This is a genomic window from Shewanella morhuae, from assembly GCF_900156405.1.
GTDB classification, from domain to species: Bacteria; Pseudomonadota; Gammaproteobacteria; order Enterobacterales; family Shewanellaceae; genus Shewanella; species Shewanella morhuae.
Genome location: NZ_FTNN01000001.1, coordinates 59,678 through 74,019, shown reverse-complemented (window position 1 = coordinate 74,019; position 14,342 = coordinate 59,678). Strand labels below are relative to the sequence as shown.

Annotated in this window: 12 protein-coding genes; 2 read left to right on the top strand and 10 right to left on the bottom strand. The window is 42.7% G+C overall.

Annotated elements, in window-relative coordinates; all coding sequences use genetic code 11:
• The 8 genes from BW947_RS00305 to BW947_RS00270 form a co-directional block, all read right to left on the bottom strand.
• Nucleotides 1-633 (bottom strand): NADH:ubiquinone reductase (Na(+)-transporting) subunit D, encoded by a 633-nt coding sequence (locus BW947_RS00305; protein WP_076496277.1) that lies wholly within the window; start codon nt 631-633, stop codon nt 1-3.
• Complete coding sequence (locus BW947_RS00300) at nt 633-1,421, bottom strand: Na(+)-translocating NADH-quinone reductase subunit C (protein WP_076496274.1); 789 nt, start codon at nt 1,419-1,421, stop codon at nt 633-635. The genes BW947_RS00305 and BW947_RS00300 overlap by 1 nt, the downstream gene beginning before the upstream one ends.
• On the bottom strand, nt 1,414-2,613 hold the full coding sequence (locus tag BW947_RS00295) for an NADH:ubiquinone reductase (Na(+)-transporting) subunit B (protein ID WP_076496271.1): 1,200 nt from the start codon (nt 2,611-2,613) through the stop codon (nt 1,414-1,416). Before BW947_RS00295 ends, BW947_RS00300 begins: the two co-directional genes overlap by 8 nt.
• Complete coding sequence (locus BW947_RS00290; RefSeq protein ID WP_076496719.1) at nt 2,613-3,947, bottom strand: Na(+)-translocating NADH-quinone reductase subunit A; 1,335 nt, start codon at nt 3,945-3,947, stop codon at nt 2,613-2,615. Before BW947_RS00290 ends, BW947_RS00295 begins: the two co-directional genes overlap by 1 nt.
• 389 nt (nt 3,948-4,336) lie before the next feature.
• Nucleotides 4,337-6,385, bottom strand: a complete 2,049-nt coding sequence (locus BW947_RS00285) for a TonB-dependent receptor (protein WP_076496268.1) — start codon at nt 6,383-6,385, stop codon at nt 4,337-4,339.
• 173 nt (nt 6,386-6,558) lie between these two features.
• Entirely contained in the window at nt 6,559-7,068 is a 510-nt protein-coding gene (gene luxS, locus BW947_RS00280; RefSeq protein WP_076496266.1) for an S-ribosylhomocysteine lyase, read from the bottom strand.
• Nucleotides 7,069-7,291: 223 nt separating this feature from the next.
• On the bottom strand, nt 7,292-7,612 hold the full coding sequence (locus BW947_RS00275; RefSeq protein WP_076496264.1) for a BolA family protein: 321 nt from the start codon (nt 7,610-7,612) through the stop codon (nt 7,292-7,294).
• 217 nt (nt 7,613-7,829) lie between these two features.
• Nucleotides 7,830-8,453 carry an alpha-ketoglutarate-dependent dioxygenase AlkB family protein gene (locus BW947_RS00270; RefSeq protein WP_083948113.1) on the bottom strand — a complete coding sequence of 208 codons (624 nt, stop codon included), beginning with the start codon at nt 8,451-8,453 and terminating at the stop codon, nt 7,830-7,832.
• Between the two features lie 114 nt (nt 8,454-8,567).
• On the opposite strand from BW947_RS00270, the gene BW947_RS00265 reads away from it, so the two are divergent.
• Entirely contained in the window at nt 8,568-9,704 is a 1,137-nt protein-coding gene (locus BW947_RS00265; RefSeq protein ID WP_076496263.1) for a methyltransferase, read from the top strand.
• 170 nt (nt 9,705-9,874) lie between these two features.
• Here BW947_RS00265 and BW947_RS00260 read toward each other — a convergent pair whose 3' ends face one another.
• On the bottom strand, nt 9,875-11,167 hold the full coding sequence (locus tag BW947_RS00260) for an O-acetylhomoserine aminocarboxypropyltransferase/cysteine synthase family protein (RefSeq protein ID WP_076496261.1): 1,293 nt from the start codon (nt 11,165-11,167) through the stop codon (nt 9,875-9,877).
• 950 nt (nt 11,168-12,117) lie between these two features.
• Between BW947_RS00260 and BW947_RS00255 the strand changes: the two genes are divergently transcribed.
• Nucleotides 12,118-12,504 carry a GreA/GreB family elongation factor gene (locus BW947_RS00255; RefSeq protein WP_076496258.1) on the top strand — a complete coding sequence of 129 codons (387 nt, stop codon included), beginning with the start codon at nt 12,118-12,120 and terminating at the stop codon, nt 12,502-12,504.
• 741 nt (nt 12,505-13,245) lie between these two features.
• Here the strand turns inward: BW947_RS00255 and BW947_RS00250 are convergent.
• On the bottom strand, nt 13,246-14,031 hold the full coding sequence (locus BW947_RS00250; RefSeq protein ID WP_076496255.1) for an AraC family transcriptional regulator: 786 nt from the start codon (nt 14,029-14,031) through the stop codon (nt 13,246-13,248).
• Between the last annotated feature and the right edge of the window lie 311 nt (nt 14,032-14,342).

Sequence of the window (14,342 nt, the reverse complement as noted above, 5' to 3'; positions counted from 1 at the left end):
TTACCCTTTTGCTTCAACTTGCTCTGGCTTATAGGTACGAATAATCCAAATCAGAATACCGATCAGGAAGAACGCACTCGGAGGCAGTAATAGCAAACCGTTTGGTTGATACCAGCCACCATCAGAGATCTTGTGCAGGATTTCAACACCGAACAGAGAACCGTTACCAAACAGTTCACGTACGAAGCCAACCGCTAACAGAATGACACCGTAACCTAAACCGTTACCGATACCATCCATAAAGCTCAACATTGGCGGTGTTTTCATCGCGTAGGCTTCGGCGCGTCCCATTACAATACAGTTCGTAATGATTAAGCCCACGAATACCGACAACTGCTTAGAGATCTGATAAGCATAAGCCTGAAGCAATTGGTCAACCACAATCACCAAAGAGGCAATAATGGTCATCTGCACGATAATACGCACACTGCTTGGAATATGATTACGGATCATTGAGATAAACAGGTTCGAAAACGCAGTTACCGCAGTTAACGCCAACGCCATTACCAGTGCAGTTTCGAGTTTACTCGTTACTGCTAATGCACTACATACACCCAGTACTTGTAAAGCAATCGGGTTATTGTTGACTATAGGTCCTGTCAGAACCTGTTTCAGTTCTTTAGCGTCAGACATTAGCTGAGACCTCCATTGCGTGCTTTTTCAATGAAACTCGCAAAACCTTCTTTTCCTAACCAGAATGTCAGTGAATGCTGCACACCGTTACTGGTTAAGGTTGCACCAGACAATGCATCAACACCATATTCAGTGCTAGCAACTGCTGGGTTTTTAGTTACGCTGATTGCGAGTTTACCTTGCTCATCAAATAACTTTTTGCCATGCCATTTCGCTTTCCACTGTGCATTTTGTACTTCGCCACCTAAGCCAGGAGTTTCACCCTGCTCGTAGTAGACCAAGCTCTGCACTGTATTTAGGTCAGCATCCATAGCTAAGAAGGCGTACATAGTTGACCACAGGCCATAACCATGGATTGGCAGGATAATACTTGTTAACTTACCTTGTTCATCACGAACGAGATAAACCACAGCGTTATCCGCTACGCGTTTCACAGAGGCGATGTCATTCACAGGTACAAATGAGGTTTTCACATCACGAGACGCTTTACGTTGATCAAATGTGTCAGCATCAACACCCTCAACCCAAGCACCCGTTTTCAAATCGACCAGTTTAGCTTCGATGTGTTTACCGTATGTATCCAGAATTTGCGCTTTAGTAACTTTGCCAGCTTTAGTGTCGATAAGACCTGCTGCTTCCAGAATATACTTTTGCTTATCAAGCAGTTTATTTTCTGCCTGAGTCGGTCTTAGCAATACGGCTGCGGTAGATACAAATATCGCACAAATCAAACACAGGCCAACGACGACAAATAAGGTTCTGCCGAACGAATCTTTATTATTAGCCACGGGCAATCCTCCGCTTGATATTTGCCTGAACCACAAAGTGGTCGAACAATGGCGCGAACAAGTTAGCAAACAAAATTGCCAACATCATGCCTTCAGGGAATGCAGGGTTAATCACGCGGATAAACACAGCCATTGCACCAATCAAGATACCGTATGCCCATTTAGCTTGATTAGTAAATGACGCTGACACAGGGTCTGTCGCCATAAACATCATGCCAAAAGCAAAACCACCTAACACTAAGTGCCAGTACCAAGGCATTGCAAACATTGGGTTAGTGTCGCTACTGACAAAGTTAAGCAGCATAGAAACGGCAATCATACCGACCATTACACCGCCAACGATACGCCATGACGCGATACGAGTGTAGATGATGACCAGACCACCTAACAGAATCGCTAATGTAGACACTTCACCGACAGAACCAGGAATGAAACCGAAGAACGAATCCCACCAGTTTTGGTTGATTGCGTAATCTAACGTGCCCGCAGCAGCTTGGCTCAGTGCAGTCGCACCAGAGTAACCGTCAGCCACAACCCATGAGGTATCACCGGACATGTTCAACGGATAAGCGAAGAACAAGAAAGCGCGACCCGCTAGTGCAGGGTTTAAGAAGTTACGCCCTGTGCCACCGAATACTTCTTTCGCCACGACCACACCAAAGGTGATACCCAGCGCAACCATCCATAATGGAATAGTAGCTGGTAGCGTTAAAGCAAACAGGATAGAAGTAACGAAGAAACCTTCGTTAATTTCATGGCCTCGGATAGACGCAAATAGCACTTCCCAAATACCACCGACGGCAAAAGTCACCGCATAGATAGGTAAGAAGAAACAAGCGCCGTACCACATTAGTGCCGGCCAACCAGAGTTTGCGGTCAGTTCAGTACCAAATAGGCTGAACAAGCTCACTTGCCATACATCAGGAGTCGCAAAACCCGCGATTAATGCAACTTGAGCTTGTAAACCTACGTTGTACATGCCCACGAACATCGCTGGGAAAGCACAAGCCCAAACCGTAATCATCATACGTTTTAGGTCAAGGTTATCGCGAACGTGGGTTTTGCCCTTGTTCACTTTGCCTGGGGTATAAAAAATCGTATATGCCGCTTCAAACAGGGCATAAAACTTTTCGTATTTACCGCCTTTCTCAAAGTCGGGCTCAATACGTTCGAAAAAATCTTTCAAGCTCATTAGCCTTCCCTCTCGATCGTATTTAAACAGTCACGCAGATATGAACCATAGTCATACTTGCCTGGACATACGAACGTACACAGTGCGAGATCTTCTTCATCTAACTCTAATGCGCCTAAAGTAACAGCACCGTCAAAGTCACCCGAAATTAAATCGCGCAGCAGCATAGTAGGAAGAATGTCCAATGGCATTACACGCTCATAGTTACCAATGGGTACCATTGCGCGGTCTGAACCACCTGTACTGGTCGTCATACTGAATAGACGAGAAGGAACAAGATGTCCTAAGAATGCACGGGTAATAGAATATTTGTCTGAGCCTGGTAAAACCCAGCCTAAAAATTCTTTTTCTATGCTTTCTTCTAACATACTGACTTGAGTATGGTAACGACCTAAATACCCTTGAGGACCAACAGCTGTACGGCCGTTCAGAACTGAGCCTGAAATCAGACGAACATTGCCTTCTAAGGCTTCACCGGCAGTTAGTTCCGTCATGCTCGCGCCCATTACAGTGCGTAGCAGTCTTGGTTTAGCCGCTTTAGGGCCTGCGATCGCAACAACACGCTCGGTATTGAGTTCACCCGTTGTAAATAGCTGACCAACAGCAATTACATCTTGGTAACCAATATGCCAAACGGTACGTTTTGCAGAGGCAGACAATAAGAAGTGAATGTGAGTACCCACTAATCCTGCTGGGTGCATACCGGCAAATTCTTCAACTTGGGCGTTTGCGGCAGGAATATCAGCGCCAGGCGCTTTACAAAGGTAAACTTTACCGTCAGTAAGTCTTGCTAAAATCTTAAGACCATTAGCAAAATCTTCTTTATGCTCACTGATAACCACAACAGGATCAGCAGCAAGAGGTTGAGTATCAATTGCGGTGACAAAAATACCAGCAGCAGAAGAGTCTACAGCGGGCACTTTGCTAAAAGGACGAGTTCGCAAAGCAGTCCATAAACCTGATTCAATCAGGTTGTCACGGACTAACTGTGAGTCAAGCGTATCGAGCGCAGTGGCATCATATTTAGCAAAGGCAACGCTATCGTTTCCTTCCACTTCAATGACAACAGACTGCAGAACACGCTGAGCGCCCCGGTTAATGTCTAATATAGTACCACTGGCTAAAGCCGTATATTTAACGCCTAAATTCTTCTTATCTTCAAAAAGAACCTGGCCTTTTTGTACTTTATCGCCCACTTTGATCTTCATCGTTGGACGTAAGCCAATATACTCTTCACCCAAAGTCGCTACATGTCTAATGGCTGGGCCATTATGGATAACTTGCTCTGGTCCGCCTGCTATAGGCAGTTCCAATCCTTTCTTAATTGTAATCATATCCACAAGCACTACGTTTGAAGGAAAGACAATGCGCCGCGTTCCTGCTAAATACGTAGGTTTTAAATAAAAACCTACTGCATTGAGCTAGCGCAGGTTTATCACAGAAATGCGATCGCAATCACGCTGGTCGCGCGCAGTTTACCCCAATTGACTTGGCATCGCCATGAAAATTATAGGTGATTTCAAACCTAAAATTCGGTTTTAAAAGAATCGTGCACTACAGAGTTCACCTTCTGACTTAGTGAGAGGTCGGAAAGAGAGAATATTACGATCACAGGCTACTATAACATTAATATTTAAAGATTTAATTTAGTAAAAAGTTAAACACGGTGAAATCGATTTTATTTGTTTCGATTGATTTAAATTTAAACAACATTAACTTCAACTCAAAAGCGTAATTGATAGCCTAAATAGCTAATACGCCCATTTTCAGATCGAATTCCGCTATTTGCTGCTGTAGTGACTAATGTCTCATCGAAGAGATTTTCTATGCGAAAATAAATCTCATTATGGCGGTCAAAATGATAGTTCGCTGCTAAATCAACCCGCCACTGCGCCGCTACAGGTTGTAATTGTGCACCAAACTGACCCATTTCTCTTTCTGATTGATAAAAGACATTGGCATTCAATGCATATTCGCCATACTTTATCCCTGCGCTCAACTGCAGTTGCTGCTCAGGTAACCAAGCCACTCTATCGCCAGCCACGACGCAGCCCTGTATTTCATTGCAACTATCGGTTTGATACTCTGCGTTCAAATAATGATAATTCAGCGCCAAAGGTAACTGCACACTACCTACATCCCATTGATAGCCAAGATCCAGCTCAACGCCTTTAGTTAATACATCAGTCACATTGCCTTGAACCCACAAACGACTATCAGCACAACTTGCATAAGCATCACAGCTAACATGCAGGTTATCAAAATCTTGAATATAAGTTTTAACGCCAGCATTAAAACGATTGCTGGTATATTGGGCACTGACTTGATAGTGCAACGACACTTGCGCTTCTTGATCAAGATTGCCCGCACTCGCCGCTGTCCATGAGCGGCGAATATCCGTACTTAGGCTCCAATTTCCTGCATTATACAAAACGCCCAGTTGCGGCATCCAATCGCTATCGGAAAAATCGACCGCATCAAGCCCGGCATAGGCAATGTCGACCTTACGGGCAATATCGACTTGCTCATAAGCTAACGCGAGCTTGAACTGCAATCCCTCCCAATTAAATAACGAGTCGATTGCTGAAGTGAATGCGGTCGCATCATCGGTATAGGCTAACAGCGCATTGGAGGCATCACTGATTAAACTTAGGTCTTGCTGCCATAAGCTCTGCTGGGAACCAAAGTGCATTTCGGCTTTATCGGTATGGTAACGGGCGCTGTAGATAATCTGGTGAGCACCATATTGATTCACCGACTCTGTTTGCATACCAAAGGAGCTGTAATCATTATCTTGCTGTAGTGAAGCCACCGCTACGCCATTAGCGGTTGGTTGACGTTCAAATGCCGCAATCGCAGTGAGACTCTGAATATCTATCTGTTGACCATCAAATTGATTAAGTTGATTTAATTGTTGTGAGTAGGATTGATAATAGAAATCGGTGATGACCTTATAGCCTCCTGCGAGTGCAACTTGATGCGAGAGCTGATACTTATGATGTCGTCCTTGGTGTTTATCCGCTGCGGTTACCGAATATACACTCATTGGATCTTGCAGCCAATCGGCCTGCGTTAACCCAAGTAAGGAGCGATAGCTATCATCATCAAGGAATTGATAGGTAAACTCAGTTATCTGCGGGCTTCTGGCGCCAAGTAAACTGGCGGCATTGATTTTAAATAAAATATCTGTAGTTTGACGTTCGGTATCCTGACCATTAAGCAAGTAATCGCTGCCACCGTCATTGTAATTAACGGCGAGTATCATGCCATAGTCTTTTGTTTTCACGCCCCAATTTACATCAACGCTGTAATCCGAATCGGCATTACCCTCGAGAGCAGCCTTATTAGCTGATTTTTCGGCTACGGCTAAAGTTTGATAACTCACTACTCCAAATGCCCCTTGGCCACCCACTGCCATATTGGCCATAGGCGTCGCTGTAACATTCTGTTGTTGAAGTAAATTAGGTAATAATTGTAATTGCGGTGCAGCATAAGGCGCAGGAGAAAAATACACTCTATCTTGTAATATCGCTACGCCTTGGCTCGCGCTACGCATGCTGATATTCGCAGGGTTACCACTGAGATCTGCCGGTAAAACCGTCAATGGCGTTAATTGCTCTAAAGCTAAGCTGCTAGCGGATGAATGGAATGCACTATTAAGTTCATTAAGCTCAAGTAGTTGACTATGAAGGTCATCGGCAAGGATATTGCTAGAACAAACCAAAGATACCGAAATAGCACAGAGCGACACAGTGAAGTAATGAGTAGACATACCAAACTCCCAAAAACTTTATTAGCGCACGGCACTCGCGTGACACTTTTGTTATTGGATTGTAAAGTAACTGAGTTTGTTTGAAAAAAAAAGCGACTTTGGTCGCTTTTTTTTATTAACTGCAGGAAACTGAATTTGTTAAGCTATCCAGCGAAAAAACGGTACGCTAATAATTACAAATTACCTAAAATTTCATCGCTCAATTTCAAATCATCATTACGATTGACACTTACGCCAGCTGCAATAATATTACGAGCAATCTCTTGCGCTTGTTCTAATGAATGCATCTCATACGTACCGCATTGGTATTCGTTCAGCTCTGGGATTTCAGACTGTTCAACCACTTTAAGCACATCTTCCATTGCAGCTAACCAAGCATCGGCGACTTGGCGCTCAGTCAGCTCACCAATCAAACTCATATAAAACCCAGTACGACAACCCATAGGCGAAATATCAATAATTTCAACGTTACTGCCATTTAGGTGATCACGCATAAAGCCGGCGAATAAATGCTCTAACGTATGAATACCCCGCTCACTGAGAATATCTTTATTCGGTGCACAAAAACGTAAATCAAATACCGTAATCGCATCACCTTTAGGTGTACTCATATGCTTAGCTACGCGTACGGCAGGTGCATTCATTCTAGTGTGATCGACAGTAAAGCTATCAAGTAGTGGCATAAAGTTCTCCAAATTCTCAAGGCGACACAATGCCGCTATAACAGTGGGTTTATGGTTTGAAAGCATAACACTAAATAAATTATGCCGATAACAACATAATCAAAGATGAAATCATCTCATCTATAATCGCCCAAAAAATCAACCAACGAGAACCGCACTTTATATTAGCGCCATACAAAAAAGCCACTCGTGTTAGGAGTGGCTTTAAATTGAACAAATAGGTTTAGCCGCGACAATTTGGCGTGTTCGCCACTTGCGCATCAGCATCCCATTCACTTTGGGTAAAAGTATGAATAGATAACGCATGTACGCCATTTTCTAACTCATGGGCCAATTGCGTGTTCACTAATCGATGGCGAGCCAGTAGGCGTAAACCATCAAATTGTCCACTCACTAACACCACTTTAAAATGAGTTTCTGAATTGGGCGGTACATTATGGCGATTACTTTCGTTGATCACTTCTAAGTGGCTTGGTGAGAAACCAGCCGTTAACTTTTGCGTGATCGTGTTAGCCGCAGTGCCCTGAGCTTGAGTGTTGGACATATTTGAGTCTCAGAATGGGGAAATCCAGTGGGCGAAGATTAATGCTTCGAGTGGCAAAGATCAAATTGCGACGCTGTTGGTCAACGCTCCCTCATTTATGCTTTATCACGCGGCTGAATATTTTTACCGTCATGAATCCAAAATGATTAGCGTAAGGGTTGAGTTCATAGATAGATATCAAACATTAGATATTAAGCACAGGCATTAAATACAGACATTAAGCATGAAAATTAACCATTAACTGCCTGAAGGTGTAATTCCAACGCGGATCTTTTACTTTCAAACGCTTAGGTAAACTATGCTGCCAATCCTTTTGCATCGGCCAATGCATAATCAATAAATCGCCACTCTGTAAATTAATGCTATATCGAGCAGGGCTGTGTTTATGCTTAAGCACAAAATCCCGCGATGCACCCAAGGTAATCGAAGCAATATCACTGCCCTTGGCAATTTCAGGTTCATCATCGCTGTGGGCGCCCATGCAGTCTTTACCGTCGACGTAATGATTCACTAATACGCCATTACTACCCAAACCAAAATCCTTAGCTAGTTTATGTCTAAGCTTATTGGCGTATTTAGGCCAAGGTAAGGCGCGAATAAAAAGACCTGAATATAAATAGTCGCAGCCTAGATCGCCAAACCAAACTTGCTGGCGGGGAATGGCATGAAATTTACCAAAGACTTGGATTTCAGGACGACTCAAGGGATAAGCCTGCGCTTCATTTATCAGCGCGACTTGCTGCTCGTTATTAAGATAACCTCGTATTAAGGTAATGGGAGGTTTTGGCTCTATTGTTAGCAGAGCTTTTTGCGGCGTTATGTCGTCATCATGCTTACTCACACATTCTCCTGTCGAGCGGCTTACACTCTGCTCTGAGCCAACACGCTAAGGCGTCGCACTACGCCATTAAATCTGCGATAATCGGCGCCCTAATTTATTGGCGCAGTGTGGCACATGACAACACAATTTTCAGTAGCGGGTGTTGAACTCGAACTTTTACGCTATCCAGCAGAGCAAGAATCTCATCTTCAAGCTTGGGATGCCGCCGATGAACACTTACTCAAAAGCCTGGTTGAAGCTGCACAACCCGCCGTTGCCACCGCCATTATCAACGATAATTTTGGCGTGTTAAGTTGTGGTTTATCCAAAATAAACTCTAGCTGGCCGCTGTTTGTTGAGACCGATGCTAAAACCAGCTTTTTAGGCACTGAGCAAAACCATGGCCGCAACCAGCTATCAGCTAGTAATCTCCAATGGTTTACCAGCCGTGATACCTTGCCAAATCACTTAGCTTTAGTTTTAATGAAGTTACCTAAAAACTTAAGCTACTTTGCCCACCAGTTAACGCGTCTATCGCAAGTATTACCCGCAGGGACGCGTATATTAGTGGCAGCAAAAGCTAAATCAATCAATGGTGCCTTACTCGATATTTTCACTAAAAACGTAGGCCCTGCAAGCGCCAGCTTAGCCTGGAAAAATACTCGGGTGATCACCTGTATTTGCGATGGTAAATCAAGAGCATTAGCTAAAGAAGTCACTTGGGCCATACCTGAATATCAATTCGAGATCAGTAATTTAAGCAATGTATTTGCCGCGAACAAACTCGATATTGGCGCACGTATTATGTTAGACAATCTGCCTAAAGGAGACTTTACGTCGATTGTGGATCTGGGTTGTGGCAATGGTGTACTGGGTTTACGAGCTGCGCAGCTATTCCCGGCTGCTGATATCCATTTTATCGACGATTCTGATATGGCAGTTGCATCCGCTAAAGCCAACTGGGCGCATAACTCATTGCCCGCAGATAAAGGCCACTTCTATTGGGACGATTGCATGACACATCTGCCCGATGAAGTGCAACCCGACTTGGTGCTGTGTAACCCGCCCTTTCACCAAGGCGAAGCGATTACCGATCATATCGCGTGGCAAATGTTTTTAGACGCTCGCCGCCGTTTAAAAGATGGCGGTATCTTACATATTGTGGGTAATCGTCATTTAAATTATCACGTGAAATTACAGCGTTTATTTCAGAACTGCACCACAGTTGCCTCCAACGGTAAATTTGTAATATTGCAAGCACAGAAAAAATAGCCCATTAAATCAAGTAGATTATCTTGCATTAACGTGAATAAAACCCACAGTTAACTTAATCGGCAAAAAGCCGCCATCGACTCAATCGGTGGCGGCTTTTAATTGTTAATCATAAAGTTAAGAATAAAACGTTAAAAGATTTCAATCTCACTGCAATTATACTAATCGTATTAAAGCAGTGCTTTATCAAGTGCTTGTGCAACATCGGCAATAATATCGTCGATATGCTCAATCCCAACCGAAATACGCACGAGATCCTCTGATACCCCTGCCCTGGCTAATTCATTAGCATCCAATTGTCTGTGCGTCGTACTTGCAGGATGACAGGCTAACGATTTTACATCACCAATATTAACTAAGCGTAAAATCATCTGCAGTGCATCAATAAAACGTCCACCTACAATTTTACCATCTTCAGGCGTGGCCGCTTTAATACCGAAGCTAACAATGCCAGAGGCTTTTCCACCGGTGATTTTGTGGCAATTTGCTTGATAAGGACTGTTGGCTAAGGCGCCGTAGTTCACCCAACTGACCGCGGGATGCTGCACAAGATACTCAGCCAAAGCGAGAGCATTAGAACAATGACGCTCCATTCTTAGACTTAAGGTTTCTAGCCCTTGCAACAGTAAAAATGCACTGTGTGGTGAAAGTGCAGCGCCGGTATTACGCAGTGGTACAACGCGGCAACGGCCAATAAACGCGGCAGGTCCAAAGGCTTCGGTATACACCACGCCATGGTAAGAAGGATCCGCTTGGTTCAATAACGCAAATCGCTCTTTATTTGCTACCCAATCAAACTTGCCTGAGTCAATAATTGCGCCGCCAATCGTTGTACCATGGCCGCCAATATATTTAGTAAGTGAATGGATAACGATATCAGCACCATATTCAAACGGGCGACATAACACAGGTGTCGCTACTGTATTATCGACAATCAAAGGTACGCCATGTTTATGGGCTATCTCAGCTAAACGCTGTAAATCAACAATATTACCTGCTGGATTACCAATAGATTCGCAAAACAAAGCCTTGGTTTTATCATCGATTAACTCATCGAGCCCTGCAAAATCATCGAAGGCGGCCATACGGACTTCAACACCTTGGCGCGGCAGCGTATGGGCAAACAGATTATAAGTACCGCCATAAAGCTGGCTAGTACTGACAATATTATCACCCACCTGAGTCAATGCTTGAATCGCATAGGTAATGGCCGCCATACCCGATGCCACAGCCAGCGCACCGATACCACCTTCAATGGCAGCAAGACGCTGCTCTAACACACTAGTCGTGGGATTCATGATCCGTGTATAAATATTACCTGCGACTTTTAAATCAAATAAATCAGCACCATGTTGGGTATCATCAAAGGTATAAGAGGTTGTTTGATAAATAGGTACAGCAGCCGACTTAGTGGTCGCTTCTGACTCATAACCATGATGCAATGCCAGTGACTCTAGTTTCATGTTCTCTTCCTTATTGATATCGCTTATTAACGATGCCTACGTTTCAACGCTTTGCCGTGGTGAGTGACAACACTTAGCTTTCAGCATCCTCACGCATCTGTATTTTCGTTAATCACAATGCCAACCTTCAGCCAAACAATGTTGGGACAGCATTGGATTTATGCATGTTCAACAAGCTAACAGATAGCCATCTAGAAGTCTAAATATTTTTAACTGCTGAATATGGCTGCCCCAATATGACACTCTAAATATGACCATCTGCGGTGCATTTACCCGCGGGTTACGTCTATAGTGTTGATTTAACAAGCTTAAGGTCTTAATTTGAACACCTCGTTATATTTTTTATAACCTTGATTTAAATACGCTAAACCACACAATTGCTACATAATGGGGTTATTTTAGCGATGCGCTAAAATCTCACAGTTTATTTGATCAGCGTAAGTCATGCCTTACGAGTGTTATTTCAGCGTAAAACTCACTTATACCGGTAAACAAATCTATTTATCGACATTCGCAGAGTCAGGCTTGCTTTATTTTTTTACTTATCCTATGGTATCAACCAAGCACTTATGATGTATTTAACTAGCCAATAACGACTAATGTTTTAATAAAATTTTAAATAAATTTCAAATAAAAAACAGGCTAAAAATCAGTTTTCATAAGTTTGATTTTTATGGCGTTAAAAAAAGTTAAACCGCTAAATATTCATTTTGACTGGAGATGTAAAACTATGTTTAACAATGCATTTTCATCACAACATTTAAATGGGCTTGCTATCAGACTTCACTCAGCAAACGCCATTCGCTTCTCTCTAAAATTCCCAGTTTAAGCCGAGCGTCACTCACGCTCGGCAGGTATCAAAAAATTATTTAAAATAAACTGAGAATACTAATAATAACATTATATTATTCCCTGTTTATCTTTGTAACTTCGTTATTTTAGAGGTAGCAATGACATTCTCTTTATTTACTAATTTTTTTCAGAATCTTATTTTAAAAACAGAAACATATTATTTGCAGAATAGTTTCAATACCTCTCTACGCCCAACAGCGTTAGCAGGGGTGATCAGTAAACTTGAACAATTAAAAAATAATACAACAAGCGATAATGTCACAGTTGGAAGGCAAATCTGTTTAGTTAATTTGCAGGACCAGCAGGAGTACCAAGTTGAACTTGTGTATCCACAAAGACATAAACCCAGTGCGGGACGCTATTCTGTGATATCTGATTTAGGTGTCAGTCTGCTTGGACGCTCGAAGGGTGAGATGGCAGAGGTTAATATTTTAGGTAAACCCGTTTTATTTATGATTAAAGACGTTATTTTAGCTAAAAAATAATTATAACCTCTAACTGTTTATATAAAACTTTAATGCTAATGTTTAAATAACAGTATGTTCAATTCAGTGGCAGCATACTGTCAACTCGCTTTAGCAACTGCTTATAGCGGCTTTTAACACTGTGGAATAAGGGGAAACTTTATTTTGAAGTCATTAACAGGCCGCACTATTTATTAATGATGCGCATTGACCAGGCAATATAATGTAAAAACATAACATTTAAACTAACTCGTTAATTAGCTTATATAAAGTCAAGGCAGCGCTTTATTAACTATACAACATGATGTTGCGAGGCTTAAGCACTACACCTCGATTGTTAAATTTATACATCACGTATCGTATATGGTCATGCATCACTATAAATATTCTGGTTCAATTGAAGTTTAAAGAATTGAGCCTCACTATCAAAACCGAATTGCGGCGCGGGATTGGGTAGTAAACTTCACTTTAGTTACCTTCGTTTTGGAGACAATATCTATGAGTAAAGAAAAAAATAAAAAACCGCCAATGAAAACCTTAAAAGAGAAGCGTCAGGATAAACGGAATCGCCCAAAAGCAGCCGACTAAACTTATCCTATATTATAAAAACCCCTTCAATCCTCTCTTAAATTAAGTCAAAAATAGGGTGCTAAATTCTTTAGCACCCTATTTTATTTTATCGGTTTATTGTCCAGTCATGCTATTTCTGCAATCCAATTATCATTGGGTGATTTATCGTCTCATACATCCTAACGCCATTAACTATCCCAATCGGCGTCGATACTGCTCTGGTGAACACTGAGCATATTTTTTAAACATCACGATATAAGGTGAGGTTTGGTTATAGCCAAGCGTCAATGCAACTTCTTTTATCGCTAATCCTTGCCGTAATAATTGCAGGGAATAAATAAATTTATGTCTTTGCCTTAACTCAGTAAAACTCATTCCTAATACTTGTTGGCAGCGGCGAGCCAAAGTACGTTCAGTCGTATGTAACTCACCCGCCCAAGTTTTAAAGGTTTTTGGGCTCGCAGGATCAGCCTCAAGGGCTTGCAGCAGCGGATATAATAGTCTATCAGTCGCGTTAGGTAAAAACTGCGGCAAGGCTTGTCCTAAGGTTAATTGATCGAGTAAAACCTTCACTAAACGCTTATCTGCTAGTGTTTCCGCCACTTTCACGCCTCGCTCTCGCAAATCATTAACAATCGATTGGGCAATCGGCGTTACGCTTAAAAGACAAGTTTCAAGGGGAAAGCCTAATGTCTGTCCTACGACTATGTTCATTGAACAATAATGAATACTGCGCCGAGTATAGCTTTCATGCTCTATGCCTGCCGGCACCCAAATAGCATATTGTGATGGTGATAGAAATCGCTGTCCTGCGGCATGTAACTCCATAATACCGCCACTGATTAACTGCAACTGTCCCCAAGGATGTTGGTGTTTAGGCGTAACCGTATTAGGCAGAAATGCTTCATAATTGAAAAAGATATCCGCGAGGGGCTTTTGCTCTGCCCATAAAGGATGGTAAACAATTTGTGTGTTCATATTTTCACCTCAAGCGGGTATCACTTTCGTCACTCATGCTAACGGGCTCAGCCCCGCACTACGGTATTATACCAGTCACATTAACTATCTAATCAGTTCAGAGCCTCACAGGTATTTCAATCCGAGGCGCATTGACGCAGAAATGGTTATTCCCTTTTAAGTTAATGCAACACGGGAGTGGGATGCCTGTGAGGCTCCCAAAGGGCGGGTTTCAACGCGCTTTATACTGCGTTTAAGGCTTTCGACAGAGCACCACTATGCCTTCAAGCCTTCGCCTTATCTAAAGCGCGTTGAACTCCCGCTGAATGAAC

Coding starts and splice junctions, on each gene's coding strand:
- BW947_RS00250 (WP_076496255.1), bottom strand. CDS start 14,031: ATGAACACACAAATTGTTTACCATCCTTTATGGGCAGAGCAAAAGCCC.
- BW947_RS00305 (WP_076496277.1), bottom strand. CDS start 633: ATGTCTGACGCTAAAGAACTGAAACAGGTTCTGACAGGACCTATAGTC.
- BW947_RS00295 (WP_076496271.1), bottom strand. CDS start 2,613: ATGAGCTTGAAAGATTTTTTCGAACGTATTGAGCCCGACTTTGAGAAA.
- BW947_RS00255 (WP_076496258.1), top strand. CDS start 12,118: ATGACATTCTCTTTATTTACTAATTTTTTTCAGAATCTTATTTTAAAA.
- BW947_RS00275 (WP_076496264.1), bottom strand. CDS start 7,612: ATGTCCAACACTCAAGCTCAGGGCACTGCGGCTAACACGATCACGCAA.
- BW947_RS00285 (WP_076496268.1), bottom strand. CDS start 6,385: ATGTCTACTCATTACTTCACTGTGTCGCTCTGTGCTATTTCGGTATCT.
- BW947_RS00290 (WP_076496719.1), bottom strand. CDS start 3,947: ATGATTACAATTAAGAAAGGATTGGAACTGCCTATAGCAGGCGGACCA.
- luxS (WP_076496266.1), bottom strand. CDS start 7,068: ATGCCACTACTTGATAGCTTTACTGTCGATCACACTAGAATGAATGCA.
- BW947_RS00260 (WP_076496261.1), bottom strand. CDS start 11,167: ATGAAACTAGAGTCACTGGCATTGCATCATGGTTATGAGTCAGAAGCG.
- BW947_RS00265 (WP_076496263.1), top strand. CDS start 8,568: ATGACAACACAATTTTCAGTAGCGGGTGTTGAACTCGAACTTTTACGC.